21 protein-coding genes are annotated in these 22,410 nt (G+C 74.2%); 9 read left to right on the top strand and 12 right to left on the bottom strand.

Going from position 1 to position 22,410, the window contains the following annotated elements; all coding sequences use genetic code 11:
• Nucleotides 1-3 precede the first annotated feature (3 nt).
• Together AC0IVP_RS00215 and AC0IVP_RS00210 are read left to right on the top strand one after the other, a co-directional pair.
• Entirely contained in the window at nt 4-966 is a 963-nt protein-coding gene (locus tag AC0IVP_RS00215) for an SDR family NAD(P)-dependent oxidoreductase (RefSeq protein WP_471753703.1), read from the top strand.
• 54 nt (nt 967-1,020) lie between these two features.
• Nucleotides 1,021-2,052: a glutathione S-transferase family protein gene (locus AC0IVP_RS00210; protein WP_471753701.1), complete on the top strand. Its 1,032-nt coding sequence runs from the start codon at nt 1,021-1,023 to the stop codon at nt 2,050-2,052.
• Nucleotides 2,053-2,055: 3 nt separating this feature from the next.
• Here AC0IVP_RS00210 and AC0IVP_RS00205 read toward each other — a convergent pair whose 3' ends face one another.
• Entirely contained in the window at nt 2,056-2,805 is a 750-nt protein-coding gene (locus AC0IVP_RS00205) for an IclR family transcriptional regulator (protein WP_471753699.1), read from the bottom strand.
• Nucleotides 2,802-4,259, bottom strand: coding sequence for an APC family permease (locus AC0IVP_RS00200; RefSeq protein ID WP_471753697.1), 1,458 nt, complete (start codon nt 4,257-4,259; stop codon nt 2,802-2,804). Before AC0IVP_RS00200 ends, AC0IVP_RS00205 begins: the two co-directional genes overlap by 4 nt.
• A gap of 237 nt (nt 4,260-4,496) precedes the next feature.
• Here AC0IVP_RS00200 and AC0IVP_RS00195 point away from each other — a divergent pair, with 237 nt between their 5' ends.
• The 4 genes from AC0IVP_RS00195 (at nt 4,497) to AC0IVP_RS00180 (ending at nt 9,752) form a co-directional block, all read left to right on the top strand.
• Nucleotides 4,497-5,978: an APC family permease gene (locus AC0IVP_RS00195; RefSeq protein ID WP_471753695.1), complete on the top strand. Its 1,482-nt coding sequence runs from the start codon at nt 4,497-4,499 to the stop codon at nt 5,976-5,978.
• Between the two features lie 11 nt (nt 5,979-5,989).
• On the top strand, nt 5,990-7,894 hold the full coding sequence (locus tag AC0IVP_RS00190) for a primary-amine oxidase (RefSeq protein ID WP_471753693.1): 1,905 nt from the start codon (nt 5,990-5,992) through the stop codon (nt 7,892-7,894).
• The gene (locus AC0IVP_RS00185) at nt 7,891-8,271 is read left to right on the top strand and encodes a hypothetical protein (protein ID WP_471753691.1); all 381 of its coding nucleotides are present in this window, start codon (nt 7,891-7,893) and stop codon (nt 8,269-8,271) included. The genes AC0IVP_RS00190 and AC0IVP_RS00185 overlap by 4 nt, the downstream gene beginning before the upstream one ends.
• Before the next feature lie 293 nt (nt 8,272-8,564).
• A complete protein-coding gene (locus AC0IVP_RS00180; protein ID WP_471753689.1) occupies nt 8,565-9,752 on the top strand; it encodes a hypothetical protein in 1,188 nt (395 codons plus the stop codon).
• A gap of 30 nt (nt 9,753-9,782) precedes the next feature.
• Here AC0IVP_RS00180 and AC0IVP_RS00175 read toward each other — a convergent pair whose 3' ends face one another.
• A complete protein-coding gene (locus AC0IVP_RS00175; RefSeq protein WP_471753687.1) occupies nt 9,783-10,436 on the bottom strand; it encodes a hypothetical protein in 654 nt (217 codons plus the stop codon).
• 53 nt (nt 10,437-10,489) lie between these two features.
• On the opposite strand from AC0IVP_RS00175, the gene AC0IVP_RS00170 reads away from it, so the two are divergent.
• A complete protein-coding gene (locus AC0IVP_RS00170; RefSeq protein ID WP_157519171.1) occupies nt 10,490-11,254 on the top strand; it encodes an SseB family protein in 765 nt (254 codons plus the stop codon).
• A gap of 24 nt (nt 11,255-11,278) precedes the next feature.
• Here the strand turns inward: AC0IVP_RS00170 and AC0IVP_RS00165 are convergent, their stop codons facing one another.
• Complete coding sequence (locus tag AC0IVP_RS00165) at nt 11,279-11,638, bottom strand: hypothetical protein (protein WP_471753685.1); 360 nt, start codon at nt 11,636-11,638, stop codon at nt 11,279-11,281.
• A 141-nt stretch (nt 11,639-11,779) separates the two neighbouring features.
• Here AC0IVP_RS00165 and AC0IVP_RS00160 point away from each other — a divergent pair, with 141 nt between their 5' ends.
• On the top strand, nt 11,780-12,607 hold the full coding sequence (locus AC0IVP_RS00160; protein ID WP_056292167.1) for a DUF1206 domain-containing protein: 828 nt from the start codon (nt 11,780-11,782) through the stop codon (nt 12,605-12,607).
• Nucleotides 12,604-13,494: a DUF1206 domain-containing protein gene (locus AC0IVP_RS00155; RefSeq protein ID WP_471753683.1), complete on the top strand. Its 891-nt coding sequence runs from the start codon at nt 12,604-12,606 to the stop codon at nt 13,492-13,494. The genes AC0IVP_RS00160 and AC0IVP_RS00155 overlap by 4 nt, the downstream gene beginning before the upstream one ends.
• Before the next feature lie 281 nt (nt 13,495-13,775).
• Here AC0IVP_RS00155 and AC0IVP_RS00150 read toward each other — a convergent pair whose 3' ends face one another.
• The 8 genes from AC0IVP_RS00150 to AC0IVP_RS00115 form a co-directional block, all read right to left on the bottom strand.
• The gene (locus AC0IVP_RS00150) at nt 13,776-15,098 is read right to left on the bottom strand and encodes an ABC transporter substrate-binding protein (RefSeq protein WP_056292170.1); all 1,323 of its coding nucleotides are present in this window, start codon (nt 15,096-15,098) and stop codon (nt 13,776-13,778) included.
• 139 nt (nt 15,099-15,237) lie between these two features.
• Nucleotides 15,238-16,416 carry a branched-chain amino acid ABC transporter permease gene (locus AC0IVP_RS00145; RefSeq protein ID WP_471753681.1) on the bottom strand — a complete coding sequence of 393 codons (1,179 nt, stop codon included), beginning with the start codon at nt 16,414-16,416 and terminating at the stop codon, nt 15,238-15,240.
• 37 nt (nt 16,417-16,453) lie between these two features.
• Nucleotides 16,454-17,341, bottom strand: coding sequence for a branched-chain amino acid ABC transporter permease (locus AC0IVP_RS00140; RefSeq protein WP_056292182.1), 888 nt, complete (start codon nt 17,339-17,341; stop codon nt 16,454-16,456).
• Entirely contained in the window at nt 17,338-19,221 is a 1,884-nt protein-coding gene (locus AC0IVP_RS00135; protein WP_471753679.1) for an AMP-dependent synthetase/ligase, read from the bottom strand. The genes AC0IVP_RS00140 and AC0IVP_RS00135 overlap by 4 nt, the downstream gene beginning before the upstream one ends.
• Nucleotides 19,218-20,060 carry an ABC transporter ATP-binding protein gene (locus AC0IVP_RS00130; protein WP_056292189.1) on the bottom strand — a complete coding sequence of 281 codons (843 nt, stop codon included), beginning with the start codon at nt 20,058-20,060 and terminating at the stop codon, nt 19,218-19,220. Before AC0IVP_RS00130 ends, AC0IVP_RS00135 begins: the two co-directional genes overlap by 4 nt.
• The gene (locus tag AC0IVP_RS00125) at nt 20,057-20,842 is read right to left on the bottom strand and encodes an ABC transporter ATP-binding protein (RefSeq protein ID WP_056292190.1); all 786 of its coding nucleotides are present in this window, start codon (nt 20,840-20,842) and stop codon (nt 20,057-20,059) included. Before AC0IVP_RS00125 ends, AC0IVP_RS00130 begins: the two co-directional genes overlap by 4 nt.
• Nucleotides 20,843-21,049: 207 nt before the next feature.
• The gene (locus AC0IVP_RS00120; protein ID WP_471753677.1) at nt 21,050-21,976 is read right to left on the bottom strand and encodes an alpha/beta hydrolase; all 927 of its coding nucleotides are present in this window, start codon (nt 21,974-21,976) and stop codon (nt 21,050-21,052) included.
• Nucleotides 21,977-21,992: 16 nt separating this feature from the next.
• On the bottom strand, nt 21,993-22,307 hold the full coding sequence (locus AC0IVP_RS00115; protein WP_056292201.1) for an STAS domain-containing protein: 315 nt from the start codon (nt 22,305-22,307) through the stop codon (nt 21,993-21,995).
• Nucleotides 22,308-22,410: the final 103 nt, after the last annotated feature.

Here is a 22,410-nt window from a genome sequence, read left to right as displayed (position 1 = left end):
CCCATGCCCCTGATCAGCACGCAGTTCGACGCCACCAGCACCGCCCTCGACGTCGTCGCCGGGCACGACCTCACCGGCCGCCGCGCGGTCGTCACCGGCGGTGGGTCCGGGATCGGCGTGGAGACCGTGCGCGCCCTGGCCGCCGCGGGCGCCGAGGTCACCATCGCCGTCCGCGACCCCGAGCAGGGGGCGGCCGCCGCGCAGGACGTCGTGGGCACGACGGGCAACACCACGCTGCGGGTCGCCCGGCTGGACCTGCTGGACCTGGACTCGGTCGCGGCGTTCGTCGCCGACTGGGACGGCCCGCTGGACCTGCTGGTCGACAACGCCGGCGTCATGGCGCTGCCCGCCCTGACCCTCACCGACCGCGGCTGGGAGACCCAGTTCGCCACCAACCACCTGGGCCACTTCGCGCTCACCACCGGCCTGCACGGCGCGCTGGCCGCCGCCGCCGACGGCGCCCGCGTCGTGTCGGTGTCCTCCGCGGGCCACCTGCGCTCCCCCGTGCACTTCGACGACCTCCACTTCGCCCGGCGCGAGTACGACGCCTGGGCGGCCTACGGCCAGTCCAAGACGGCCAACGTGCTGCTGGCCGTGGAGGCCACCCGCCGCTGGGCCGACGACGGCATCGTGGCCAACGCGCTGATGCCCGGCGGGATCATGACCAACCTGCAGCGCCACGTCTCCGCAGAGGTCGTCGAGGGCTGGGAGAAGGCCGACCGCGAGGGCACGATCACCCTGAAGACCCCCGCCCAGGGCGCCGCGACGACGCTGGTCGCCGCCGTCGCCCCGGAGTTCGCCACCGGCGGGCACTACCTGGAGGACTGCGTCGAGGCCCCGACGGTCGCCGACGACGCCACCGGCGTGCGGGCCGGGGTCCGCGAGTACGCCCTGGACCCCGGGAACGCGCAGCGGCTGTGGGAGGTCAGCGAGGAGCACCTCGCCCAGCGCCCCGACGCCGACTGAGCCCGTTCCCGGGCTCGACCTGCAGGTCCGCGCGTCATCGCGCAGGCTGGGCCGGTGAGCAACGAGAAGGGCTACGTCGAGCCCGGGAAGTCCTTCGAGCGCGACACCAACTACATCCCCGACCGGATCCTGGCCGATGGGTCGCAGGGCTGGCCCGTGGCGGCCGACCGGTACCGCCTCGTCGTCGCCCGGGCCTGCCCGTGGGCGAACCGGGCGACCATCGTGCGCCGGCTGCTGGGCCTGGAGTCCGCGTTCTCGATGGGGATCTGCGGGCCCACGCACGACCAGCGGTCCTGGACCTTCGACCTGGACCCCGGCGGCCGGGACCCGGTGCTGGGCTACGAGCGCCTGCAGGAGGCCTTCTTCGCCCGTGACCCGGAGTACCCGCGCGGCATCACCGTGCCGGCGATGGTCGACCTGCCGACCGGGGCGGTGGTCACCAACGACTTCGCGCAGATGACGCTGGACTTCTCCACCGAGTGGACGGCGTTCCACCGCGACGGCGCCCCCGACCTCTACCCCGAGCACCTGCGGGACGAGATGGACGACGTCATGAAGCGGGTGTTCACCGAGATCAACAACGGTGTCTACCGCTGCGGGTTCGCCGGCTCCCAGGAGTCCTACGCCAGCGCCTACGACCGGCTGTTCACCGCGCTGGACTGGGTCAGCGAGCGGCTGGAGACCCGCCGCTACCTGATGGGCGACACGATCACCGAGGCCGACGTCCGGCTGTTCACCACGCTGGCCCGCTTCGACGCCGTCTACCACGGCCACTTCAAGTGCAACCGGACCAAGCTGACCGAGATGCCGGTGCTGTGGGGCTACGCCCGGGACCTGTTCCAGACCCCGGGGTTCGGCGACACCACCGACTTCCCGCAGATCAAGCGGCACTACTACGTGGTGCACGCCGACATCAACCCGACGCAGATCGTCCCGGTCGGGCCGGACACCTCGGTGTGGCTGACCCCGCACGGGCGCGAGGAGCTGGGCGGCTCGCCGTTCGGCGACGGCACCCCGCCCGGGCCGGTGGCCGCGGGCGAGGAGGTCCCGGAGTCCGAGGGCGCCGGGGGCTCCACCTCGTACTGAGGCTCAGTCCAGCAGCGGGGCCAGGGCGGCGGCGCACTCCTGCGCCGCCGCCAGGTACTCCACCGGCACGACGCCGCGGGCGGAGCTGACCGCGACCGCGGCGACCAGCAGGCCGGTGGCCCCGCGCACGGGCACCGCGAGGCACGCGACCCCCTCGTGCAACTGACCGCTCTGCCCGGCCCAGCCGTGCGCCCGCACCTGACCCAGGCAGGCCTCGACGTCGGCGGAGCGGGTCGGAGTGGCGCCGGTGAGCGCGACCAGCCGGCCCGGGTGGTGCACCGCGTCCCGCCAGTCGTCCTCCTCGGCCAGCACCAGGTGGCCCACGGCGGTGGCGTGCAGGTGGCCCTCGACCAGGCCCACCGAGGCCAGCGGCAGGTCGGGGTCGACGTCAGCGCAGCGCAGCGTGGCCCCGGCGACCAGCACCAGGTGGACGCCGGCCCGGACCTGCCCGCGCAGGCCACCGAGGACGTCGCGGGCCGCCGTCGGTACCCGGGCGGGGGCGATGGCGCCGGCCAGCCCGGCGACCTTGGCGCCGAGCGCGAAGCCGTGCAGGTCGGGGAGCCGGACCAGGTACTCCTCGCCGACCAGCAGGTTCAGCAGCCGGTACGTGGTGGCCGGGGGCATGCCGAGGGCCTCGGCGACCTCCTTGGCGTTGACCCCGGCACCGGCCCGGGCCACCTCCTCCAGCACGGCCAGCGCCGAGCGCACCGCCTGGGGCTGGCGGCCGGTGACACCGCGGTCGACGTCGGTCACCGCCGTACCCCCTGCCCGGGCAGCAGCGAGGACGCCGTCGCCTGGTCGTAGACGCCGACCCGGGCCAGCCGCTCGGGGGCCCGCCGCGCCAGCACCGCCCACAGCACCGGTCCGGGCAGCCAGGCCACGGCGAAGACCACGACCATCGCACCGCTGCCGGCCCACGACGCCCCGGTCAGCGCGACCACCAGCACCCCGCTGGCCAGCGCGGCGGCCGTCACCCCGCCCGCGAGCGCCGGCCGGGTGAGCTCGCCGATCCGGTGCAGGAACAGCGGCATCGCGGCGGCGGCCAGGGCGTAGGCCAGCACGTAGCCCAGCGCCGAGACGGTCAACGAGGCCGCCAGCACGTCCCGGGCCCGGGCACCGCTGCCCAGCGCGACCGCGGGCACCCCGACCAGCACGGGCAGCACGACCGCCAGCGCGAACGCCGGGGTGCTGAAGCGGCGGTGCGTGCGCCCCAGCGCCCGGGGCAGCACGCCCTCCCGCGACATCGAGAACAGCACCCGGGACAGCGCGTTGGTGGAGCCGGTGACGCAGGCGAAGAACGAGGCCGCGATGCCGGCGTCCAGCAGCCGGGACAGCGCGCCGAGACCCTCGGCGTCGGCGAGACGGGCGACCGGCACGTCGCTGGTGAGCACCTCCACCGGGGCCGCACTCAGCAGGACCACCTGGGCCAGCCCGGCCGCCAGGAACAGCACGCCCGCGGCGACCGGCGTCCACAGCACCGCCCGGGGGACGACGACCAGCGGCCGGCGGGCCTCCACGCCCAGGGTGGCCGCGCTCTCGAAGCCCATGAAGGCGGCCACCGCCAGCACCACCCCGGTCGCCACCCCACCGGCGGTCACCGGGCCCTCCACGACGGCGGCACCGGTGCCGGTGCCGCCGTCGTGGGCCACCAGCAGCACCCCGAGGACGACGACGACCACCGCGACCGAGACGACCTCCAGGGCCAGCGCGACGCGCGCGGACAGCCGGATGCCGCGCACCGTGGTCAGCGTGGCCAGCGCCCCGATGCCCAGCGCGAGCAGGGCCGGCGACCAGCCCGTCGGCGGCAGGCCGGTGGCCGAGGTCAGGTAGGCGACCGAGCCGACCAGGGCAGACACCGCCACCGCCGCGTAGCCCACGACCAGAGCCCACCCGGCCAGCAGCGCACCACCGGGGCCCAGGCCCTTGGCCGTGTAGCTGTAGACCCCGCCGACGGCGGCCATCCGGCGGGCGAAGTGGGTCAGGCACCAGCCGACCAGCACCACCAGCGCCGTCCCGGCCAGCATGACCGGCAGGGTGGCCGCGCCGGCCTGCACCATGACGATGGAGGGCACCGCGACCACGGCGGCCGAGGGGGCCAGCGCGCTCACCGACTGGGCGAGCACCTCCGCGACGCTCAGCCCGCGCCGGCGCAGACCCGCTACGGGCGAGTGGACGGGGAGCTCACCGAGCGGAGCACGCTGGGTCACGGTCCTCCTCCGGGCGGCACGGCGACGACCCCGGGGGCAGCCGGGTGGAGGCGCAGCGTAGCCAGCCCGGGGCGCGGACAGGTGTCCCCCAGCGTGTCCCCGAATGAGAATCACCGTGCCCCGCCGTCCCGTTCGGTGTCACGGGGATGTTGCGCACAGATGACGGGCGTGTAACCGGGGTCACGCCTCGGAGGGCCAGTCTCGGCAGCCACCACCCGCCGTCCCCGAGGAGCCCCCGTGGCCACCGTCTCCGACCCCGCTCCCCCACCGACGACGTCCTCCGGTGACGGCCCCGGGGGCCACCGACTCACCGGGAAGCTGGGCGTCGGCGCCATCGTCTTCATGGTGGTCGCCGCGGCCGCGCCGCTGACCGTCGTCGCCGGCACCGTGCCCATCGGCATCGCCGCCGGCAACGGACCCGGCTTCCCGGCCACCTACCTGGTGTCGGCGATCGTGCTCGGGTTCTTCGCCGTCGGCTTCACCGCGATGACCCGGCACGTGCCGAACGCCGGCGCCTTCTACTCCTACGTCGGCGTCGGCCTGGGCCGCGGCTGGGGCCTGGGCAGCGCCCTCGTGGCCCTGGTCAGCTACGTGACCGTGCAGGGCGCCGTCTACGGCTACCTCGGCTTCGCCCTGGGTGGGCTGGTCGAGTCCTACGGCGGGCCCTCGCTGCCCTGGTGGCTGTGGACCTTCGTCGTCCTCGCCGTCACCGGGCTGCTCGGCTTCCGGCACATCGAGCTGTCCTCCAAGGTCCTCGGGGTCCTGCTGGTCGCCGAGGTCGCCATCGTGCTGGTCCTCGACGCCGTGGTCGTCGGGAAGGGGGGCACCGACGAGGGCCTGTCGACGGCGTTCCTGACGCCCTCGGAGGTGCTGTCCGGCGCACCCGGCCTGGGCCTGATGTTCGCCATCGCCGGGTTCATCGGCTTCGAGGCCACCGCGATCTTCCGCGACGAGGCCCGCGACCCCGACCGGACCATCCCGCGGGCCACCTACGCGGCACTGGCCATCATCGGCGTCTTCTACACCGTCAGCGCGTGGGCAGTGGTGAGCGCCTGGGGCGACAGCCAGGTGGTCGCCGTCGCCGCGGCCGACCCCGGCAACATGCTCGTCGTCACCGCCCAGGAGTACCTGGGCACCGCCGCCGGCGACGTGCTGCAGGTCCTGTTCATCACCAGCCTGTTCGCCGCGGTGCTCAGCTTCCACAACGTGCTCAGCCGGTACTTCTTCTCCCTGGGCAACACCGGCGTGGTGCCGGCCTCCTTCGGCCGCAGCCACCCCCGGCACTCCTCGCCGCACGTCGCCTCGCTGGTCACCAGCGTCGTCGGCGCCGCCGTGATGGCGGTCAGCGCGATCGCCGGGCTGGACCCGGTGCTGGAGGTCTTCACCTGGCTCGCCGGGATCGCCAGCGTCGGGATCGTCGCGCTGATGCTGCTGGCCTGCGTCGCGGTCCTGGTCTTCTTCCGGCGCACCGGGGTGGACCGCCGGCCGTGGCAGACCCTGGTCGCGCCCGTCCTGGGGGTCGTCGGGCTGACCGCGATCCTCGTGCTGCTGGTGGAGAACCTGCCGCTGCTGATGGGCGGCTCGACCGCCCTGGGCATCGGCGCCGGCGTCCTGCTGCTCGTCGCCCTCGCCGCCGGGTTCGTCCTGGCGAAGGCCCGCCCGTCCGCCGCCCGTGACCTCGTCCGCGCCACCCGCGCGGACGCCGCCCCGCAGATCTGAGGAGACCAGCGATGACCACCACCGAGAACCGCACCGCCACCCACCCCCTGTCCCGGATGACCGCCGAGGAGATCGAGATCGCCCGCGCGCTGGTCACCGAGGCCGGCCTGGTGCAGCCCAGCACCGTGTTCGTCTACGTCGGCCTGGCCGAGCCGCACCGGCGCGACGTGCAGGAGTTCACCCCCGGCAGCCCGGTCGAGCGCCGGCTGCGCCTGCTGCTGCTGGACCGGGCCACGGGGGACGGCCGCGACGTGCTCGTGTCCGTCACCGGCGGCACCGTCGTCCTCGACACCGAGATCGACGGGGTGGCCGACGGGCAGCTGCCGATCACCGACACCGAGTTCGAGGCCATCGAGCCGATCCTGGCCGCCGATGCGGGCTGGGTCACCGCGATGGCCAAGCGCGGGCTGGACGTCGCCGACGTCCGGGCCGTCCCGCTGTCCGCCGGCTCGTACTACCCGGAGGAGCACGGGCACCGCGTCGTCCGGGTGCTCGGCTTCCACCAGGCCGACCCCGACGACCTGCCCTGGGCGCACCCCGTGGACGGCGTCGTGGCCTACGTCGACATCACCCGCGGCGTGACGACGGCGGTGCACGACCACTTCGACCTGCCGGTCCCCGCCGAGCGGGTGTCCCTGGAGGGCACCCCGCGCGACCTCAAGCCGATCGAGATCACCCAGCCGCAGGGCCGCTCGTTCACCGTCGAGGACGACGTCGTCCGCTGGGCCGGCTGGGAGTTCCGCGTGGGCTTCGACGTCCGCGAGGGGCTGACGATCAACCAGCTCTCCATCGACGGCCGGTCGGTGGTGCACCGCGCCTCGATCGCCGAGATGGTCGTGCCCTACGCCGACCCGTCACCGGTCCGGTTCTGGCAGAACTACTTCGACACCGGCGAGTACCTCTTCGCCCGCTACACCAACAGCCTGGAGCTGGGCTGCGACTGCCTGGGCGACATCCAGTACTTCGACGCCACCATCGCCGACGAGACCGGCGCCCCGCGGTTGATGCGCAACGCGATCTGCCTGCACGAGGAGGACTTCGGCGTGGGCTGGAAGCACACCGACCTGTTCACCGGGATGGCCGAGACCCGGCGCTCGCGGCGGCTGGTGATCAGCTTCTTCACCACGATCGGCAACTACGACTACGGCTTCTACTGGTACCTCTACACCGACGGCACCATCCAGCTGGAGTCCAAGGCGACCGGCGTGGTGTTCACCTCGGCCTACCGCGGCGAGGAGCACCCCTACGCCACCGAGATCGCCCCGGGCCTGGGTGCCCCGTTCCACCAGCACCTGTTCTCCGCCCGGCTGGACATGGCCGTGGACGCCGCCGACGGCTCGGGCAACACCGTGCACGAGGTGGACGCCGTCCGGGTGCCGATGAGCGACACCAACCCCCACGGCAACGCCTTCACCCGCTCGCTGACCCCGATCACCCGGGAGTCCGAGGGCGGCCGGCTCACCGACGCCACCAAGGGCCGGACCTGGCACGTGGTCAACCCGGGCAAGACCAACCGGCTCGGCCAGCCGGTGGGCTACGCGCTGCACCCGGAGAACGCGCCGGTGCTGCTCGCCGACGAGGGGAGCTCCATCCACCAGCGCGCGACGTTCTCCACGAGGTCGCTGTGGGTCACCGGGTACGACCCGGCCGAGCGCTACCCGGCCGGTGACTTCGTGAACCAGCACCCCGGTGCCGCCGGGATCCCGGCGTTCATCGAGGGCGACGCCCCGCTGGAGGACACCGACGTCGTCCTCTGGCACACCTTCGGGCTCACCCACTTCCCACGCCCGGAGGACTGGCCGGTCATGCCCACCGACTACGCCGGCTTCGTGCTCAAGCCGGTCGGCTTCTTCGACCAGAACCCGGCGCTGGGGGTGCCCGCCTCGACGTCCTCGCACTGCGCGGGCCGGGGGTGAGCGCCCTCGGGGTCGCCCCCCGCGTCCTGCCGCTGGGCCGGGCCGCCGCCGTCCTGGCGGTCGGCTCGGCGGGGGTGCACCTGGCCCTCGCGGGGTCCGGCGATCTGTCGGCGCTGGCGATGGCGCTGATGGCGCTGGTCTGCCTGCCGTGCGCGCTGCACCTGTGGCGGGCGCCGACGGCCTCGGTCTGGGGGCTCGCCGCACTGGTCGACCTCGGGATGCTGGCCGTGCACCTGCCGATGGTGGTCGGGACGGGCCATGCCGGGATGCACGGGGCACACACGGCGGCCTCCGGGCCCTCGGCCCTGGTCGTGGGCGGCCTGGTGCTGGTCGGCGGTCAGCTGCTGCTGGCCGGGACGGCGCTGCTGCGCCGCTGAGGTGGTGTGGAGGTGGGCCCGCCGCGGTGCGGGTCCACCTCCCGCGGCGTCAGTGCCGGGTGGTGCCGCACTCGGTGCAGCGCTTGCGGTGCACCTCGTTGGTGGTGGGGCAGTTGGCGCAGGTCCAGGCGCCGCGCTCGAGCGTGCGTACGGCCACGGGGTCCCCCTGGGGGTCGACGTCGGGTGTGACGTGCACGACGGTAGGCACTCGTCATGACGAATCAGTGAACCCACGGTTGCGATCCGGCGCCGTCCGCCCCGCGGGTCGCCCCCGGGCCAGCGAGGATGGGCCCATGCGCCGACCCCCGCTCCTGCTCCTGGCCGGCGTGCTGCCGCTCGCCGCCTGCACCTCCTTCGCCGCCTCGAGCCCCGCCGCGAGCACCCCGTCCGGCTCGTCGGCGACGACGACCGCGACCCCCACGACCCCCACGACGCCCGCGGGCGACCTCGAGGTCCTCGACGAGACCGACCTGGGCACGGCCGCCACCGGCGTGACGGCCGCGCGGGTCGTCGTGTCCCCGGACGGCACGCCCACCACGCTCGTCGTCAGTGCCTCGACCTCCGCCGTCCGCACCGGGGGCACCACCACGCTGGTGGAGGGCACCGTGCTGGCCGACCTCGTCGCCACCGCCCGGGGCACCGTCGCGGTCACCCTCACCGCGGAGGCCGCACCCACCGACCCGGTGCTCGGCGTGCTGCCGCTCGCCGCCGCCGAGGCACCCAACGGCGACGGCGTCACCGCCGCCCCGGTCCCGCTGTCCCCCGAGCAGACCGCCCCCCGCGGGCTCCCCGTCTTCGCGGCCCTGTCCCCGGGCGGCGACGTGCTCTACGTGCTGGCCGAGTCCACCGACGCCGTCGGCGCCACCGTCTACGCCGTCGACCCGACCACCGGCGCCCTGCAGGATTCCGCCGGGGTGGACACCGGCTTCACCGACGTCACCGCACTGGCCCTGGGCGGCCTGGCCGTGACCGGGGACGGCGACCTCGTCGTCGGGCTGAGCCTGGACAGCGACGACCCGCTGGCCGGCGGCGGCACGGCCGCGCCGCTGCTGCGCCTGGACGCCGACCTGCGGCCCAGCGGCGTCCCGGTCGACACCCAGGACGGCGCCGAGCGCGCCGAGGTCCTCGCGGTGACCGCCGACGCCGGCGGCGGCCCGCTGGCCGTGGTCTCCGACGCCCGGTCGGGCCTGCGGCTCGTCGACCCCGACCTGGACGCGGGCACCACCACCGACGAGCAGGTCGCCGGGGCGGACGTGGCCACCCGCGCAGGCTCGCTGGCCGCGGACGCCGACCGGGCGGTGGTCGCGCTGCTGGACCAGGAGCAGCCGACGGTCGCCGTGGTGCCCTCCGACGGGTCGCCGGCCACCACCCTGCAGCTGTGCGCCGACGCCGGGGACGCGCTGTCGGTCAGTGCGACCGGGGACGGGTTCGTCGTCCTCGGGACCTGCGACGGGGCGACGGTGCTCTGGACGCTGGGCTGAGCCGCCTCACCCCCGGGTCGTACCGAGGGGTCAGATGCGCTGCAGGCCGCCGCAGCCGCCGGCACCGCACGCACAGCCGCCGCACCCGGCGGGGGCGGCCGGGGCGGGACGACGGGAGAGCCGCAGGGTGCTGACCGCGGCCACGCCGGTCGCGACACCCAGCACCAGGACGGCGGCGGCCACCGCGACGGTCGCGACCTGCGTCAGCCAGCCCGGACCGGCGAGCACGGCACCGGCGACCACCGCGGCCGCGACCACCGCGACGAGGACCCCGACCCGTACCCGGCGGGCACCGGCGCGCGCGACCATCGCACCCAGCGCGAGGGCGGCGAGCACCACGAACGTCCAGCCGGTGACGGCAGCACCCAACAGCGAGAGGCCCAGGCCGACCAGGCCCAGCCACAGCGCGCCGGCGCCCACGACCGCGCCCTGCCGGTCGACGCGACCGGCCCGCGCGCCCCGCAGCGCGGCCGCCCCACGGGCCACGCCGACCAGGCCGAGCCCGGCCAGCAGCACCCGCGGACCGCCGTCGGACCACACCACCGCGACGACGGCCAGCAGCACCAGGAACGCGCCCTGGACCGCGAGCCAGGGCCAGGCCCGGCCGGCCTGCTCGGGGGTGACCGGCGCGGTGGCTGCGGTCGCGCGCGCGGAGGCAGACGTACTCGAGGCAGACGTACTCACCCGGCCAGTGTCCCCCATGGCAGGTCGCTCCCGGCGGGGCAGACTGGGTGACGATGCGAACCCCCGACGACGCAGACGCGGTGCGCAACGTGCCGGCCCAGCAGGCCCTGGCCGCCTTCGCCGCCCACCGCGACCGGCAGCACTGGGTGCTCGCCGTCCGCACCCTGCTGCAGGGCCGGTTGCTCACCGACGTGACCCAGGCCGTGCGCGACCCCGAGGACGGCACCCCGGCCTCGGTCAGCGGCGGCCGGACCACCGGCGGGGTGCCCGTGGTGTTCGCCTACACCGACCTGTCCGCCGTCGTGGCGCACACCGGGGTGGCCCGGCCCGACGTCGCCCCGGTCACCGCGGTGGGGGCCCTCCAGCTGGCGGCCGCCGCCGGTCCCGGCACCGGTCTCGCCGTCGACCCGGCCGGCGCCGGCCTGGTGGTCGACCCGGCCGAGCTCGCCGCGGTGCTGCGCAGCCACCGGAACGGCCCGGTCAAGGAGGCCCTCGTCCTGGGCGACCGCGACCTGCTGCTGCGGGTGCTGGCGGCCCAGCTGGCCGGCGACGCGGTCCTGCTGGAGGCGGTCACCGCGCCCACCCCCAGCGCCCCGGTGGTGACGACGCACCTGCCCGACGGGCGGGCCGCGGCCCTGGCGTTCAGCTCCGCACTGGAGGTCGAGGCCGTGCTGCCGGGGTCGGCCTCCGCCGTCCGGCCGCTGCGGGCGTACCTGGAGCACCTGCTGGCCGTCGGGCGGCCGGGGCTCGTCCTGGACCCGGCCGGGCCGTCGGTGACGGTGACCCCGGACGAGCTGCGCCGGGTCCTGGGGGCCTGAGGGCCACCCGGACCCACCCGGACCTCAGCCCCGGCGGCGCTGCTCGTCCAGGCGGCGGTCGGCCGGTGAACGGACGTCGACGGTGGACTGCGGGGTGCGCCCGGTCGCCGCGTGCCGGGTGCAGGCGGCGAGCGCGTCGAGCTCGTTGGCGTCGTCCCGGCGGCCGCTGCTGTGCAACCACCGACCGGTCGCCTCGTCCCCGCGCACGGTGACCGCGATGGGGCCCTGGGACCACGGCACCGCGTAGGACAGCCCGGCACCGATGTCGTCGATGACCCCGGCGACCGGGCGCGGCGACCAGTCCTGGTGGGCTCCACCGCACAGGTCGGTGACCCGCCCCTCGCCATCGCGGTGACAGGTGAACACGAAGCGCGTGGATCGCACGGGGTCCTCGGGACTGGGAGCGGCGCCACCCGACCGGGCGACGTGTCCACTGTCCCACCCCGGCCCGCCCGTCGCCGGGCGGCTGGGTGCCCGCTGTGCCACGCTCGCCCACGGCACGGGGCCGTTCGAGGAGGACCACAGATGAGTGCCCAGCAGTCGGCCCAGCGCGCCGCGTCGTCGAACACCCTGGAGCGCCTGGCGCGGGTCGGCCTGATCGCCTACGGCGTCGTCCACCTGCTCATCGCCTGGCTCGCCCTCCAGCTGGCCTGGGGCGGCGGCGGTGGCGAGGCCTCGCAGTCCGGCGCCATGCAGACCCTCGCCCAGGAGCCCTACGGCACGCCGCTGCTGTGGGTCCTCGGGCTGGGTCTCATCGCCCTGGCACTGTGGCAGGCCGGGTCGGTGCTGGCCTTCGTCGGCCGGCTCGGCGGCGGCGGTGACGCGAAGAAGAAGGCCGTCACCGGCATCGTCAAGTGCGTCGCCAAGGTCGTCGTCTACGGCTTCCTGGCCTTCACCGCGCTCCGGTTCGCCACCGGCAGCGGCTCCTCCAGCTCCGACCAGCAGCAGCAGACGACGTCCGGGGTCTTCGCCCTGCCCGGCGGCCGCTACCTGGTGGGCATCGCCGCCCTGGTCGTCATCGGCGTCGGCGTCTACCAGGTGGTCAAGGGCGTGCAGGCCTCGTTCATGAAGGAGATCGACACCTCCGAGGCCTCCGGCTCGCAGGTCCGGGTCGTCCGGCGGCTGGGCCAGGTCGGGTACGTCGCCAAGGGCATCGCCTTCGTCGTCGTCGGTGGGCTGCTGGCCTACGCCGCGATCACCTTCGACGCCTCGGAGTCCACCGGGCTGGACGGCGCCATGCGCACCATCCTCGACGCCCCCTTCGGCACGTGGCTGCTCACCCTGGTCGCGCTGGGCATCGCGGCGTTCGGCGTCTTCTGCTTCGCCCGCGCCCGCTGGCCCCAGCGCACGTGAGCCCCCGGCTCCACCCCGGGGTGCTCCCCCGGGTCCTGGACCGGGTGCGCACCGCCGTCGCGCACGCCCGCGAGGTCACCGACCACCCCTGGCTGGAGCGGCTGGCCCGCGTCGGGCTGGTCGCCTACGCGGTCATGCACTTCACCATCGCCTGGCTGGCGTTCACGGTGGCCTGGCGGATCGACCCCGACGCGGCCGACGCCGACCAGGCCGGCGCCCTGAGCACCCTGGGCTTCAGCCCGGGCGGGCTGCTGCTGCTGTGGGTGCTGGGCCTGGGACTGCTGAGCCTGGCCGTCTGGCAGGCCGGTGAGGTGCTCCGCTGGTGGACCGGGCTGCTGGACCCCGACCACCGCCTCCGTGCCGCGTTCGTCTGCGTCAAGTGCCTGGCCAAGGCCACCGTCTACGGGGCGTTCGGGCTGCTCGCGCTGGTGTTCGCCGTCGGCGCCGAGTACGACGCCGCGGAGAACACCCAGGAGCTCACCGACGACGTCCTCGGCGTCCCGCTGGGCAACTGGCTGGTCGGCGCCGCCGGCCTCGTCGTCATCGGTGTCGGCGGCTACCTGGTGGTCCGCGGGGTCACCGGCGGCTTCATGAAGGACGTCGACCTGCACGCCGCCCCGGACCGGTACGAGCCGACCATCGAGGGCCTGGGCCGGGTCGGCTACCTGGCCAAGGGCGCCGCCTTCGCCGTCGCCGGCGGCCTGCTGGTCTTCGCCGCCGTCACCTCCGACGTGGCGACGGCGACCGGCCTGGACGGGGCGGTCAACGCCATCGGCGCCGTCCCCACCGGCCAGTGGCTGCTGACCGCGGTCGCCCTGGGCTTCGCCGCGTTCGGCGTCTACGCCCTGGCCCGCGCCCGCTACCCCGACCGCGACCCCAGCAGCTGAGGCTGCGGCGCAGGCGGTCCGCTGCGACCCCCGCCCGTCCCCGGCGGCAGCAGCGCGCACCCGTGCCACCTGCGCGCGCCGACACGGCCCTCGACCTCCCGTCACCCGCCCGGGCGCGCACCCGCGGCGGGAGTGCGCGCCTGCGCGCGCCGACGGTCCGCTCCCCCGGCCTGGGCACGCAGCCACACCACCCCCGCGCGCCGCCGCCGCCGCCGCCGCACAGCACAGCGGCCGGCCTCCCCGAGGGGAGACCGGCCGTCGTGGTGGTGCGGACCGGGGCGTCAGCCCAGGTCGACCTCCTCGTAGCAGGGGCCGGTGAACTCGTAGCCCTCGGCGGTCGAGCCCTCCAGGTCGGCCTCGGCCACGGTGACGCCGGTGGAGGCGTCCGCGCTGACGTCGGAGAGCTGGGTGGTGCGGACCGCAGCGGCGTCCCCGCCGTTGGCGTAGTTGCCCGAGCCCTCGGGCAGGATGCCCTCGTAGTCCACGGACTCCAGCGCGGCCGAGGCCTCGGCCAGACCGGCGCGGGTGAGGTCGCCGTTCTCCGCGGCCGCCTCGAGCGCGGCCTTCATCGGGTAGGACCAGACCCAGCCCGACAGGAAGAACTCGTTGGGCGTGGTGTCGCCGGCGGCCTCACGCATGGCCTCGTGGCCCGGGGTCTCGGTGTCCCAGGGACCCCACGGCCCGAGCAGCTGGTAGGCCGCGGTCAGCGCCGGGGCGGCCGGGCTCTGCAGCAGGGCGACGTTCCAGGTGGGCGAAGAGCCCAGGAAGCGGCCCTGGAAGCCGGCGGCGACGGACTGGCCGACGATCGTGGCCATGTCGGCCGGGCCGGTCGAGACGACGACGACGTCGGGGGCCTGGTCCACGATGGCGGCGACGGCGGCCGACTGGTTGTCGGTGCCGGCGGTCGTCTCGACGTTGGCGAACTCCAGGCCGTTGGCCTCGGCCGCGACCGAGGCACCGGCGGCGGCGTCCCCGCCGTAGTCACCGGCGTAGTGCACGGCCATCACCGACTCCGCGGAGTAGGTCTCGGCCGCGTAGTCGACGCCGTTCATGGCCTCGGCGCAGTAGGTCGGGCCGGACTCCAAGATGACGTCCTGGAAGAGGTACAGCGACGTCCAGCCGGCGGGTGCGGCGACGATGTCCTCGGCGGCCAGGTCCTCCACGATGGAGGCGGTGGGGGGCGAGCCGAGGGTCTGCGCCAGGCCCAGGATGTCGGGCTTGATCTCCTGGTACACCTGGTTGGTGACCTGCGGGTTGTACTGGTTGTCCCGCACGTACTCGCTGACGTCCACGTCGTAGCCACCGATGCCGCCGGCCTCGTTGACCCGGGCCCAGAACGCCTCCTGGCCCGCGACGATCGTCGGGCCGGCCGCGGCGAAGGGGCCGACGGTGAGGTCGGACAGGGTGCCCAGGTAGATGCACCCGTTGTCCGGGTTCACCGCCTCGGGGCAGGCCTCGCTGGTGACGCCGACGTCGGTGGCGATGCCGCCCTCGCCGCCGCCGTCACCCGGGTCCTCGCTGCCGCCGCGGCAGCCCGCGGCGAAGACGGCGAGACCGGCCAGGGAGGCCGCCGCCACCCGCCGGCGTGTCGTGGTGCTGCTCATCTGTCGTGCTCCCTTCGTGCCGGCGTCGGTGCCGGTCGGGTGACCCTCCCGGCGTCGTCGCCGAGAGGGAGTTCAGGGGCGGCCCCGTCGCAGGGTCCCGCGGCGTGCGGAGCACGTCGCGGGGGGCGAGGGGGTCCTTCTAGTAGGAGAAGGGCCAGGACTTCCAGTAGTTCCGGGCTCGGACCCACACGCCGAACAGGCCGCGGGGTTCGAAGATCAGGAAGGCCACGATGAGCAACCCGTAGAGCAGCGTCTCCACCTGGAAGACGTTGGGGAACTCGGTGGCCGAGGAGGAGAGGAAGGGCAGGTACTCCGGCAGCTCGCGGGTCAGCCGCGGCAGGATCGCGATGAAGTAGGCGCCCATGATCGAGCCGGAGATCGTGGCGACCCCGCCGATGAGCACCATCGCGACGAACTGCACGCTGACCAGCAGCCCGAACGAGCTGGGGTCCAGGTAGCCCGAGATCGAGTACAGCAGCGCCCCGGCGCAACCGGCGTAGAAGCCGGAGATGACGAACGCCAGCCGCTTGGCCTTGCGGACGTCGACGCCGGTGACCTCCGCGGCGATGTCCCGGTCGCGGACGGCGGCGAAGCTGCGGCCGATGGCCGAGCGGGCGATGTTGCGCCCCAGCAGCGCGAAGAGCACCAGCAGCCCGGTCATCAGCAGGTACAGCTGCTGGTCGGCGGAGAAGGACGCCGTGCTGCGGGACAGGTCCACCCCGAACAGCACCGGGTCCGCGGCCGGGCGGCCCACGCCGACGCCGCCGGTGACGGCGTCCCACTCGCGGAAGACGTGCTCGCCGAGGAAGACCAGGCCCAGGGTGACGATGGCGAGGTACAGCCCGCGCAGTCGGGAGGCCAGCGGGGAGACGACCAGCCCGACCAGTGCTGCCATGGCGCCACCGGCCAGCAGCCACACCGGCAGGAACGTGATGCCGAACCCGTAGAGGTCCTCGTCGCCGGTCTCGCCGCTGACCACGGCCGCGGTGTAGGCCCCGATGCCCAGGAAGAAGGCGTGGCCCAGGCTGACCTGCCCGGCGTACCCGGTGACCAGGTTCAGCCCGATCGCGCCGATGGCCAGCACGGCGCCGGTGGCCAGCAGCCGCAGCAGGTCGTCCTCCAGGACGAAGGGCAGCAGCAGCGCCACCACCATCAGCACGCCGAGGGCGGCCTTCTTGGCACCGGTGTTGAGCAGCGCCATGTCCTGGCCGTAGCCGGTGTAGAGCGCCGGGCGGCCCCAGGGCCGGCGGCCCTTGGCACCCGGTGCGGCGGAGCGCGACGGCGACGTCGTCGTCGGCCGGTCGTCGGTGGTGGTCACGCGGTCCCCCCGGGGAGCGTCAGGGTCAGGTGGGCGGTCACACGCGTTCCACTTCTCGGGTGCCGAAGAGGCCGTAGGGCTTCACCAGCAGCACGACCAGCAGCAGCACGTAGGGCGAGACGAGGGAGAAGTTCTGGCCCAGCCAGGGCAGGTACTCGCCCTGGTAGGTGGCGAAGAAGGACTCCACGACGCCGACCAGCAGACCGCCCACGACGGCGCCCTCGATGGAGTCCAGGCCGCCGATGATGATCGCCGGCAGCGCCTTGAGCGCGATGACCCAGGTGGACTGGTCCACGCCACCACCGGCACCGACGAAGGCCCCGGCGACCGCGGCGAGACCGCCGGCCATCGCCCAGGACAGGGCGGTCATGGCACCGACCGAGACCCCCTGCACCAGCGCCGTCTCCTGGTCCAGCGAGGCGGCACGCATGGCCAGGCCGTAGCGGCTGTAGCGGAAGAAGGCGAACAGCGCGCCGACGACCACGACCAGCACGACGACCATCGCGATGTAGCGCTCCTGGATCGGGAGCCCGGCCACGCTCACCGTGTCCAGCCCCCACGGGTCACCGACGTTGCGGACGTCGGTTCCGATGAAGACGTTCACCACGACCCGGATCGCGATGTCCAGGCCCAGGGTGATGATCGCGACGACGAACACCGGCCGGCCGATCATCGGCCGGATGGTGGTGCGCTCCAGGCCCAGTCCCAGGGCGGCGATGCCGAGCGCGGCCAGCGGCACGGCGAGGTAGAAGCCGACCGGTCCGGCCAGGTAGGAGACGAGCACCGCACCGGCCAGCATGAGCGCCGGCTGGGCGAAGCTGATCACCTTGGAGGACTTGTAGATGATCACGAAGCTGACCGCGAGCATCGCGTAGACCGAGCCGAAGCCCAGCCCGCGGATGGTGGTCAGCAGGACGTCCCTCATCGGGCGGCACCTCTCGTGGCTGCAGCACCGACGTACATCCCCTCGACGAGGGGACCGAAGCGCTCGGCGAGTGCGGAACGACGGACCTTCTGGGTGGCGGTGAGCTCGCCGTCCTCGTGGTCGAGGAGCTTGGGCAGCAGCCGGAACGCCTTGATCTGCTCGACGCTGGCCAGGGTCGCGTTGACCTTGTCCACCTGCTCCTGGACCAGCGCGACGACCTCGGGCTTCTCGGTCAGGTCGCGGTAGGTGGTGAAGGAGATCTTGTGCCGCTGGGCCCAGTCGGAGACGGTGTCGGGCTCGATGCCGATCAACGCCACCAGGTAGGGACGCCGGTCGCCGATGACGACGGCCTCCTTGATCAACGGGCTCACCTTGACCGCGTTCTCGATCTCCGAGGGGGCGATGTTCTTGCCACCGGCGGTGATCAGGATGTCCTTCATCCGGTCGGTGATCCGCAGCCGACCGTCCTCCAGGACGCCGACGTCCCCGGTGTGCAGCCAGCCCTCGGCGTCGACGGCCTCGGCGGTGGCGTCGGGGCGCTGCCAGTAGCCCAGGAAGGTGGCCGGCCCGCGGGTCAACACCTCACCGGTGCCCTCGGCGATCCGCAGCTCGACCGAGTCGTGCGGCTCCCCCACGGTGCCCAGCCGGATCCGGCCGGGCCGGTTGGCCGTCGCCGAGGCGGTGTTCTCCGTCATCCCGTACACCTCGTGCACCGGGACGCCCAGGCCCATGAAGAACTGCAGGACGTCGGTGGCGACGGGGGCGGCACCGCAGCCGGCCCAGCGCACCCGGCGCAGGCCGAGGCGGTCGCGCAGCGCCCGGACGACGAGCACCCAGGCCAGCGCGTGCTGCACCCGGCTGCCCAGGGTGTGCGTGCCGCCGGTGCGGACCAGGGTCTCCCCCACCCGTCGGGCCAGCGCGAGGCCGGCGTTGCCGACGTTGCGCTTGAGCGGGCTGGCCGAGGCCTGCCGCACCTGCACGGTGGCCAGCAGCTTCTCCCAGATCCGCGGGACGGCGAAGAAGAAGGTCGGCTGGATCTCCCGCAGGTTCTCCGGGACGGTGTCGATGGACTCGGCGAAGTTCACCTGGATGCCGGTGGCGGCGTTGTTCCAGGTGGTGAAGATCCGCTCCGCCACGTGGCACAGCGGCAGGTAGGACAGCGTGAGGTCCTTGGGGCCGGCCGGCGGGTCGAGCAGGCCGCCGTCCCCGGTGAAGGAGGCGATGGTGGCCTCGGCGTTGGCCACCGAGAGCATCGCTCCCTTGGGCAGCCCCGTCGTCCCCGAGGTGTAGATCAGGGTCATCAGGTCCCCGGGCGCGGTGGCGGCCAGCGAGCGGTCGACGGCGTCGGGGTGGGCGGCGCGGTGCTCCCGGCCCAGGGCCAGGAAGTCGTCCCAGTGCAGCAGCCGCGGGTCGGTGTAGCGGCCGCGGATGCCGCGGTGCTCCAGGTAGACCAGGTGCCGCAGGGCCGGGGTGCGGTCGGCGACCTCCAGGGCCTTGTCCAGCTGCTCCTGGTCCTCGGCGACCAGCACGACCGCGCCGGAGTCGGCGAGCACGTGCACGACCTCGGCCGCGGGGTTGGTCGGGTAGAGCCCGACGGTCACCGCACCGGCGGCGACGGTGCCGAGGTCGGCGGCCAGCCACTCCCGGCGGTTCTCCGACTGGATGGCCACCCGGTCCCCGCGGTCGACGCCCAGGGCCATCAGCGCATGGGCGACGTCCTGCACGTCGTCCCAGTACTGCGCCCAGGAGGTCTCCCGCCACAGGCCCAGCTGCTTGCTGCGCATGGCCACGCCGGTCGGCGTCTGCCGGGCCCGGTCGCGGACCCGGGTGACGATGGAGGTGGTGGTGCCCTGCGTCGTGGTGTCGAGGGTGGCCGTCACTGGTCGCCTCCGGTCGGGACGGGCTCGGCGGCGTTCTTCTTGCGCCGGCCGCCGGTGTCGTGGTCCTCGCCCAGGTAGGCCTTGACCACGTCGGGGTTGCGCTGGACCTCGGCGGGGACGCCGGTGGTGATCGGGACGCCGAAGTCGACGACCATGATCCGGTCGGCCAGGTCCATGACCAGGCCCATGTCGTGCTCGACCATGACCATCGAGATGGCCAGCTCGTCGCGGATGTCGAGGATGAACCGGGCCATGTCCTCGGTCTCCTCCAGGTTCATCCCGGCCACCGGCTCGTCGAGCAGCAGCAGGGTGGGCTCCATGGCCAGCGCGCGGCCCAGCTCCACCCGCTTCTGCACGCCGTAGGGCAGCAGGCCCACGGGCATCCGCCGGTAGGGCGCGAGCTCCAGGAAGTCGACGATGTCCTCGACGGCGGCCCGGTCGCGCAGCTCGCTGCGGCGGGCCTTGCCGAACCAGGCCGCGGCGCTGAAGACGCCGTAGGAGACCTGGTGGGCCCGGCCGAGCATGAGGTTGTCGACGACGGTCAGGTTCTCGAAGAGCTCGATGTTCTGGAACGTGCGCGCCAGGCCCTTGCCGGCCAGCACGTGCGGGCGCTGCCCCAGCACGTCCTCGCCGCGGAAGCGCACGCTGCCCTCCTGCGGGCGGTAGACGCCCGAGAGCACGTTGAAGATCGAGGTCTTGCCGGCGCCGTTGGGGCCGATGACGGCGAAGAGCTCCTGCTGGCCGACGGTGAAGGAGACCCCGTTGATCGCCGTGACGCCCTTGAACCGCAGGGTGACGTCGGAGACCTCCAGCACGTTCTCGGTGGTCGCGTGCGTCATGAGAGCCACCGCTTCCGGCGTCGGTAGTGCTTCACGTCGCGGAAGCTGCGTTCTGCGCCCTCGGCACCCAGGCCGAGGTAGAACTCCTTGATGTCGTCGTCGTCGAGCAGCTCGGCGGCCGGCTTGTCCATCACCACGCGGCCGTTCTCCAGCACGTAGCCGTGCTCGGAGATCGACAGCGCCATCGAGGCGTTCTGCTCGACCAGCAGCACCGTGGTGCCCTGCTCGTTGATCGTGGTGATCAGGTCGCGGATGTTGGCCACCAGCTGCGGCGCGAGACCCAGGCTGGGCTCGTCCAGCAGCAGGTAACGCGGGTTGCTCATCAGCGCGCGGCCCATGGCGAGCATCTGCTGCTCACCGCCGGAGAGGTAGCCGGCAGCCTGGGTGCGGCGCTCGAGCAGTCGGGGGAAGAGCGTGTAGACGCGCTCCAGGTTGGCCGCGCGGTCCTTGGGCTTGGTGTGGGCGCCGACCCGGAGGTTCTCCTCGACGGAGAACTCCCCGAAGACCCGGCGGCCCTCGAGCACCTGGCTGACCCCGCGGGCGACGACCTGCTGGGGGTCGAGGTGGTCGATCCGCTCGCCGTCCAGGGTCACCTGCCCGCGGGTGACGGAGCCGTGGTGGATGTCCAGGAGGCCGGACAGGGCCCGGAGCAGGGTCGTCTTGCCGGCGCCGTTGGCGCCCAGGAGGCCCACGACCTGTCCCTCCGGGACCTCGAGGCTCACCCCCCGGAGCACCAGCACGACGTCGTCGTAGACGACCTCGAGGTTGCTGACTGCGAGCACGTGCCGCCCTTCGTCGATGGAGGTGCACGCACCGACGCTGTGAGGTGACTCACGGGGTCGGCGTGAGGCAGGACACTAAGTGCCACCTGTGACGGAGCGGAAGACCCGACGCGCCGTTCGGCATCCGGAGGGGTGTTTCGTTATGCGCCCGTTATCCACGACGGAGTGACGGCACGGGGCCGTCTCGGGTGGAGCACGTGCGGTCGCTCAGCGGACCCCGGGCAGCTCGCGTGCGGCCGCCAGCGTCGTCTCCAGGGCGGCGGCGCAGGCCGGGTCCAGCGCCGTCAGGTGCGCGAACCCGTGCGGGACGCCGGGCAGCTCCAGTGCGGTGACCGCGCCCCCCGCGGCCGCGAGCCCCTCGGCGTAGGCGCGCCCGGAGTCGCGCAGCGCGTCGACGGCGGCGGTCACCACCAGCGCCGGGGGCAGCCCGGCCAGGTCGCCCTCCAGCGGGCTGATCCGCGGGTCGGTGAGCGCGGTGCCGCGCGGCACGTAGGAGCGGCTGTAGAAGCCCATGTCGGCCAGTGCCAGGAACGGCGAGGAGCCCCACTCGGCGACCGAGGGCCAGTCGGCGCCGGCCCCCACCGAGGGGTAGAGCAGCAGCTGTGCGGCCGGCTGCGGTCCCCCGGCGTCCCGGAGCAGCTGGCAGGCGACGGCGGCCAGGTTGCCCCCGCCGCTGTCGCCGGCCACCACGACCCGTCCGGCGTCCCCGCCCAGCTCACCGGCGTGCGCCAAGGCCCACCGGACAGCAGCCACGACGTCGTCGACGGCGGCCGGGAACGGGTGCTCCGGGGCCCGCCGGAACTCCACGGCCACCACGTCGGCGGACAGCCCCACCGCGAGCCGGGCGACCAGCCCGGCGTACTCGGCGACCGTGCCCACCGTCCAGCCGCCGCCGTGGCAGAACACGACCGTCGCGCCGTCCCGCTGCGCCGGTCGGGTCAGCGTGGCGGCCGGCCCGTCCCCGAGGTCCAGCGCCGTCGTCGTCACCGCGGGGGCGCCGGCCGTGCCGAGGGCGAGCACCTCGGCGAACCGGGCGCGCGCGGCGTCCAGGCCGACCTCGCGTGCCGAGGGGACCAGCAGCGGGCCGAGCCGGTCGGCGAGGGCGTGCAGGTGCGGGGGCAGCGGGGTGGTCACCCCCGCATCCTGTCGGTCAGTCCGCGGTGTGGCCCAGCACGTCCCACAGGCCGGTGATCTGCAGCGGGCGCAGCACCGCCCGGTTGTCCCCCGCGCGCAGCAGCAGGGTCCGTCCGGTCGACCGGACGTCGCGGTGCGCGGCGGCCAGCGCGCACAGGCCCGCGGAGTCCAGGAACGTCACCGCCGCCAGATCGACCACGACCCGGACGGCACCCGGCCGGGCGAGCACCTCGGCCAGGCTCTCGCGCAGCCCCGGCGCGGTCATCGAGTCGACCTCGCCGGAGACGACGACCACCAGGTCCTCGCCGGCACCCTCTACGTCGACACGCATGGCGGTCGTCGCACCGACGACGGGTCCGGGGACGGTCCGGGGGCCAGGTACAGCCGTCATGAGGTCACTGCTTCCACTGACGCGGAGCCCCGGGTCGTCCGAC

Source organism: Klenkia sp. AC732 (assembly GCF_979256525.1).
The sequence above is the reverse complement of the archived record's forward strand: the minus strand, read 5'-3'. Positions and strand labels throughout refer to the sequence as shown.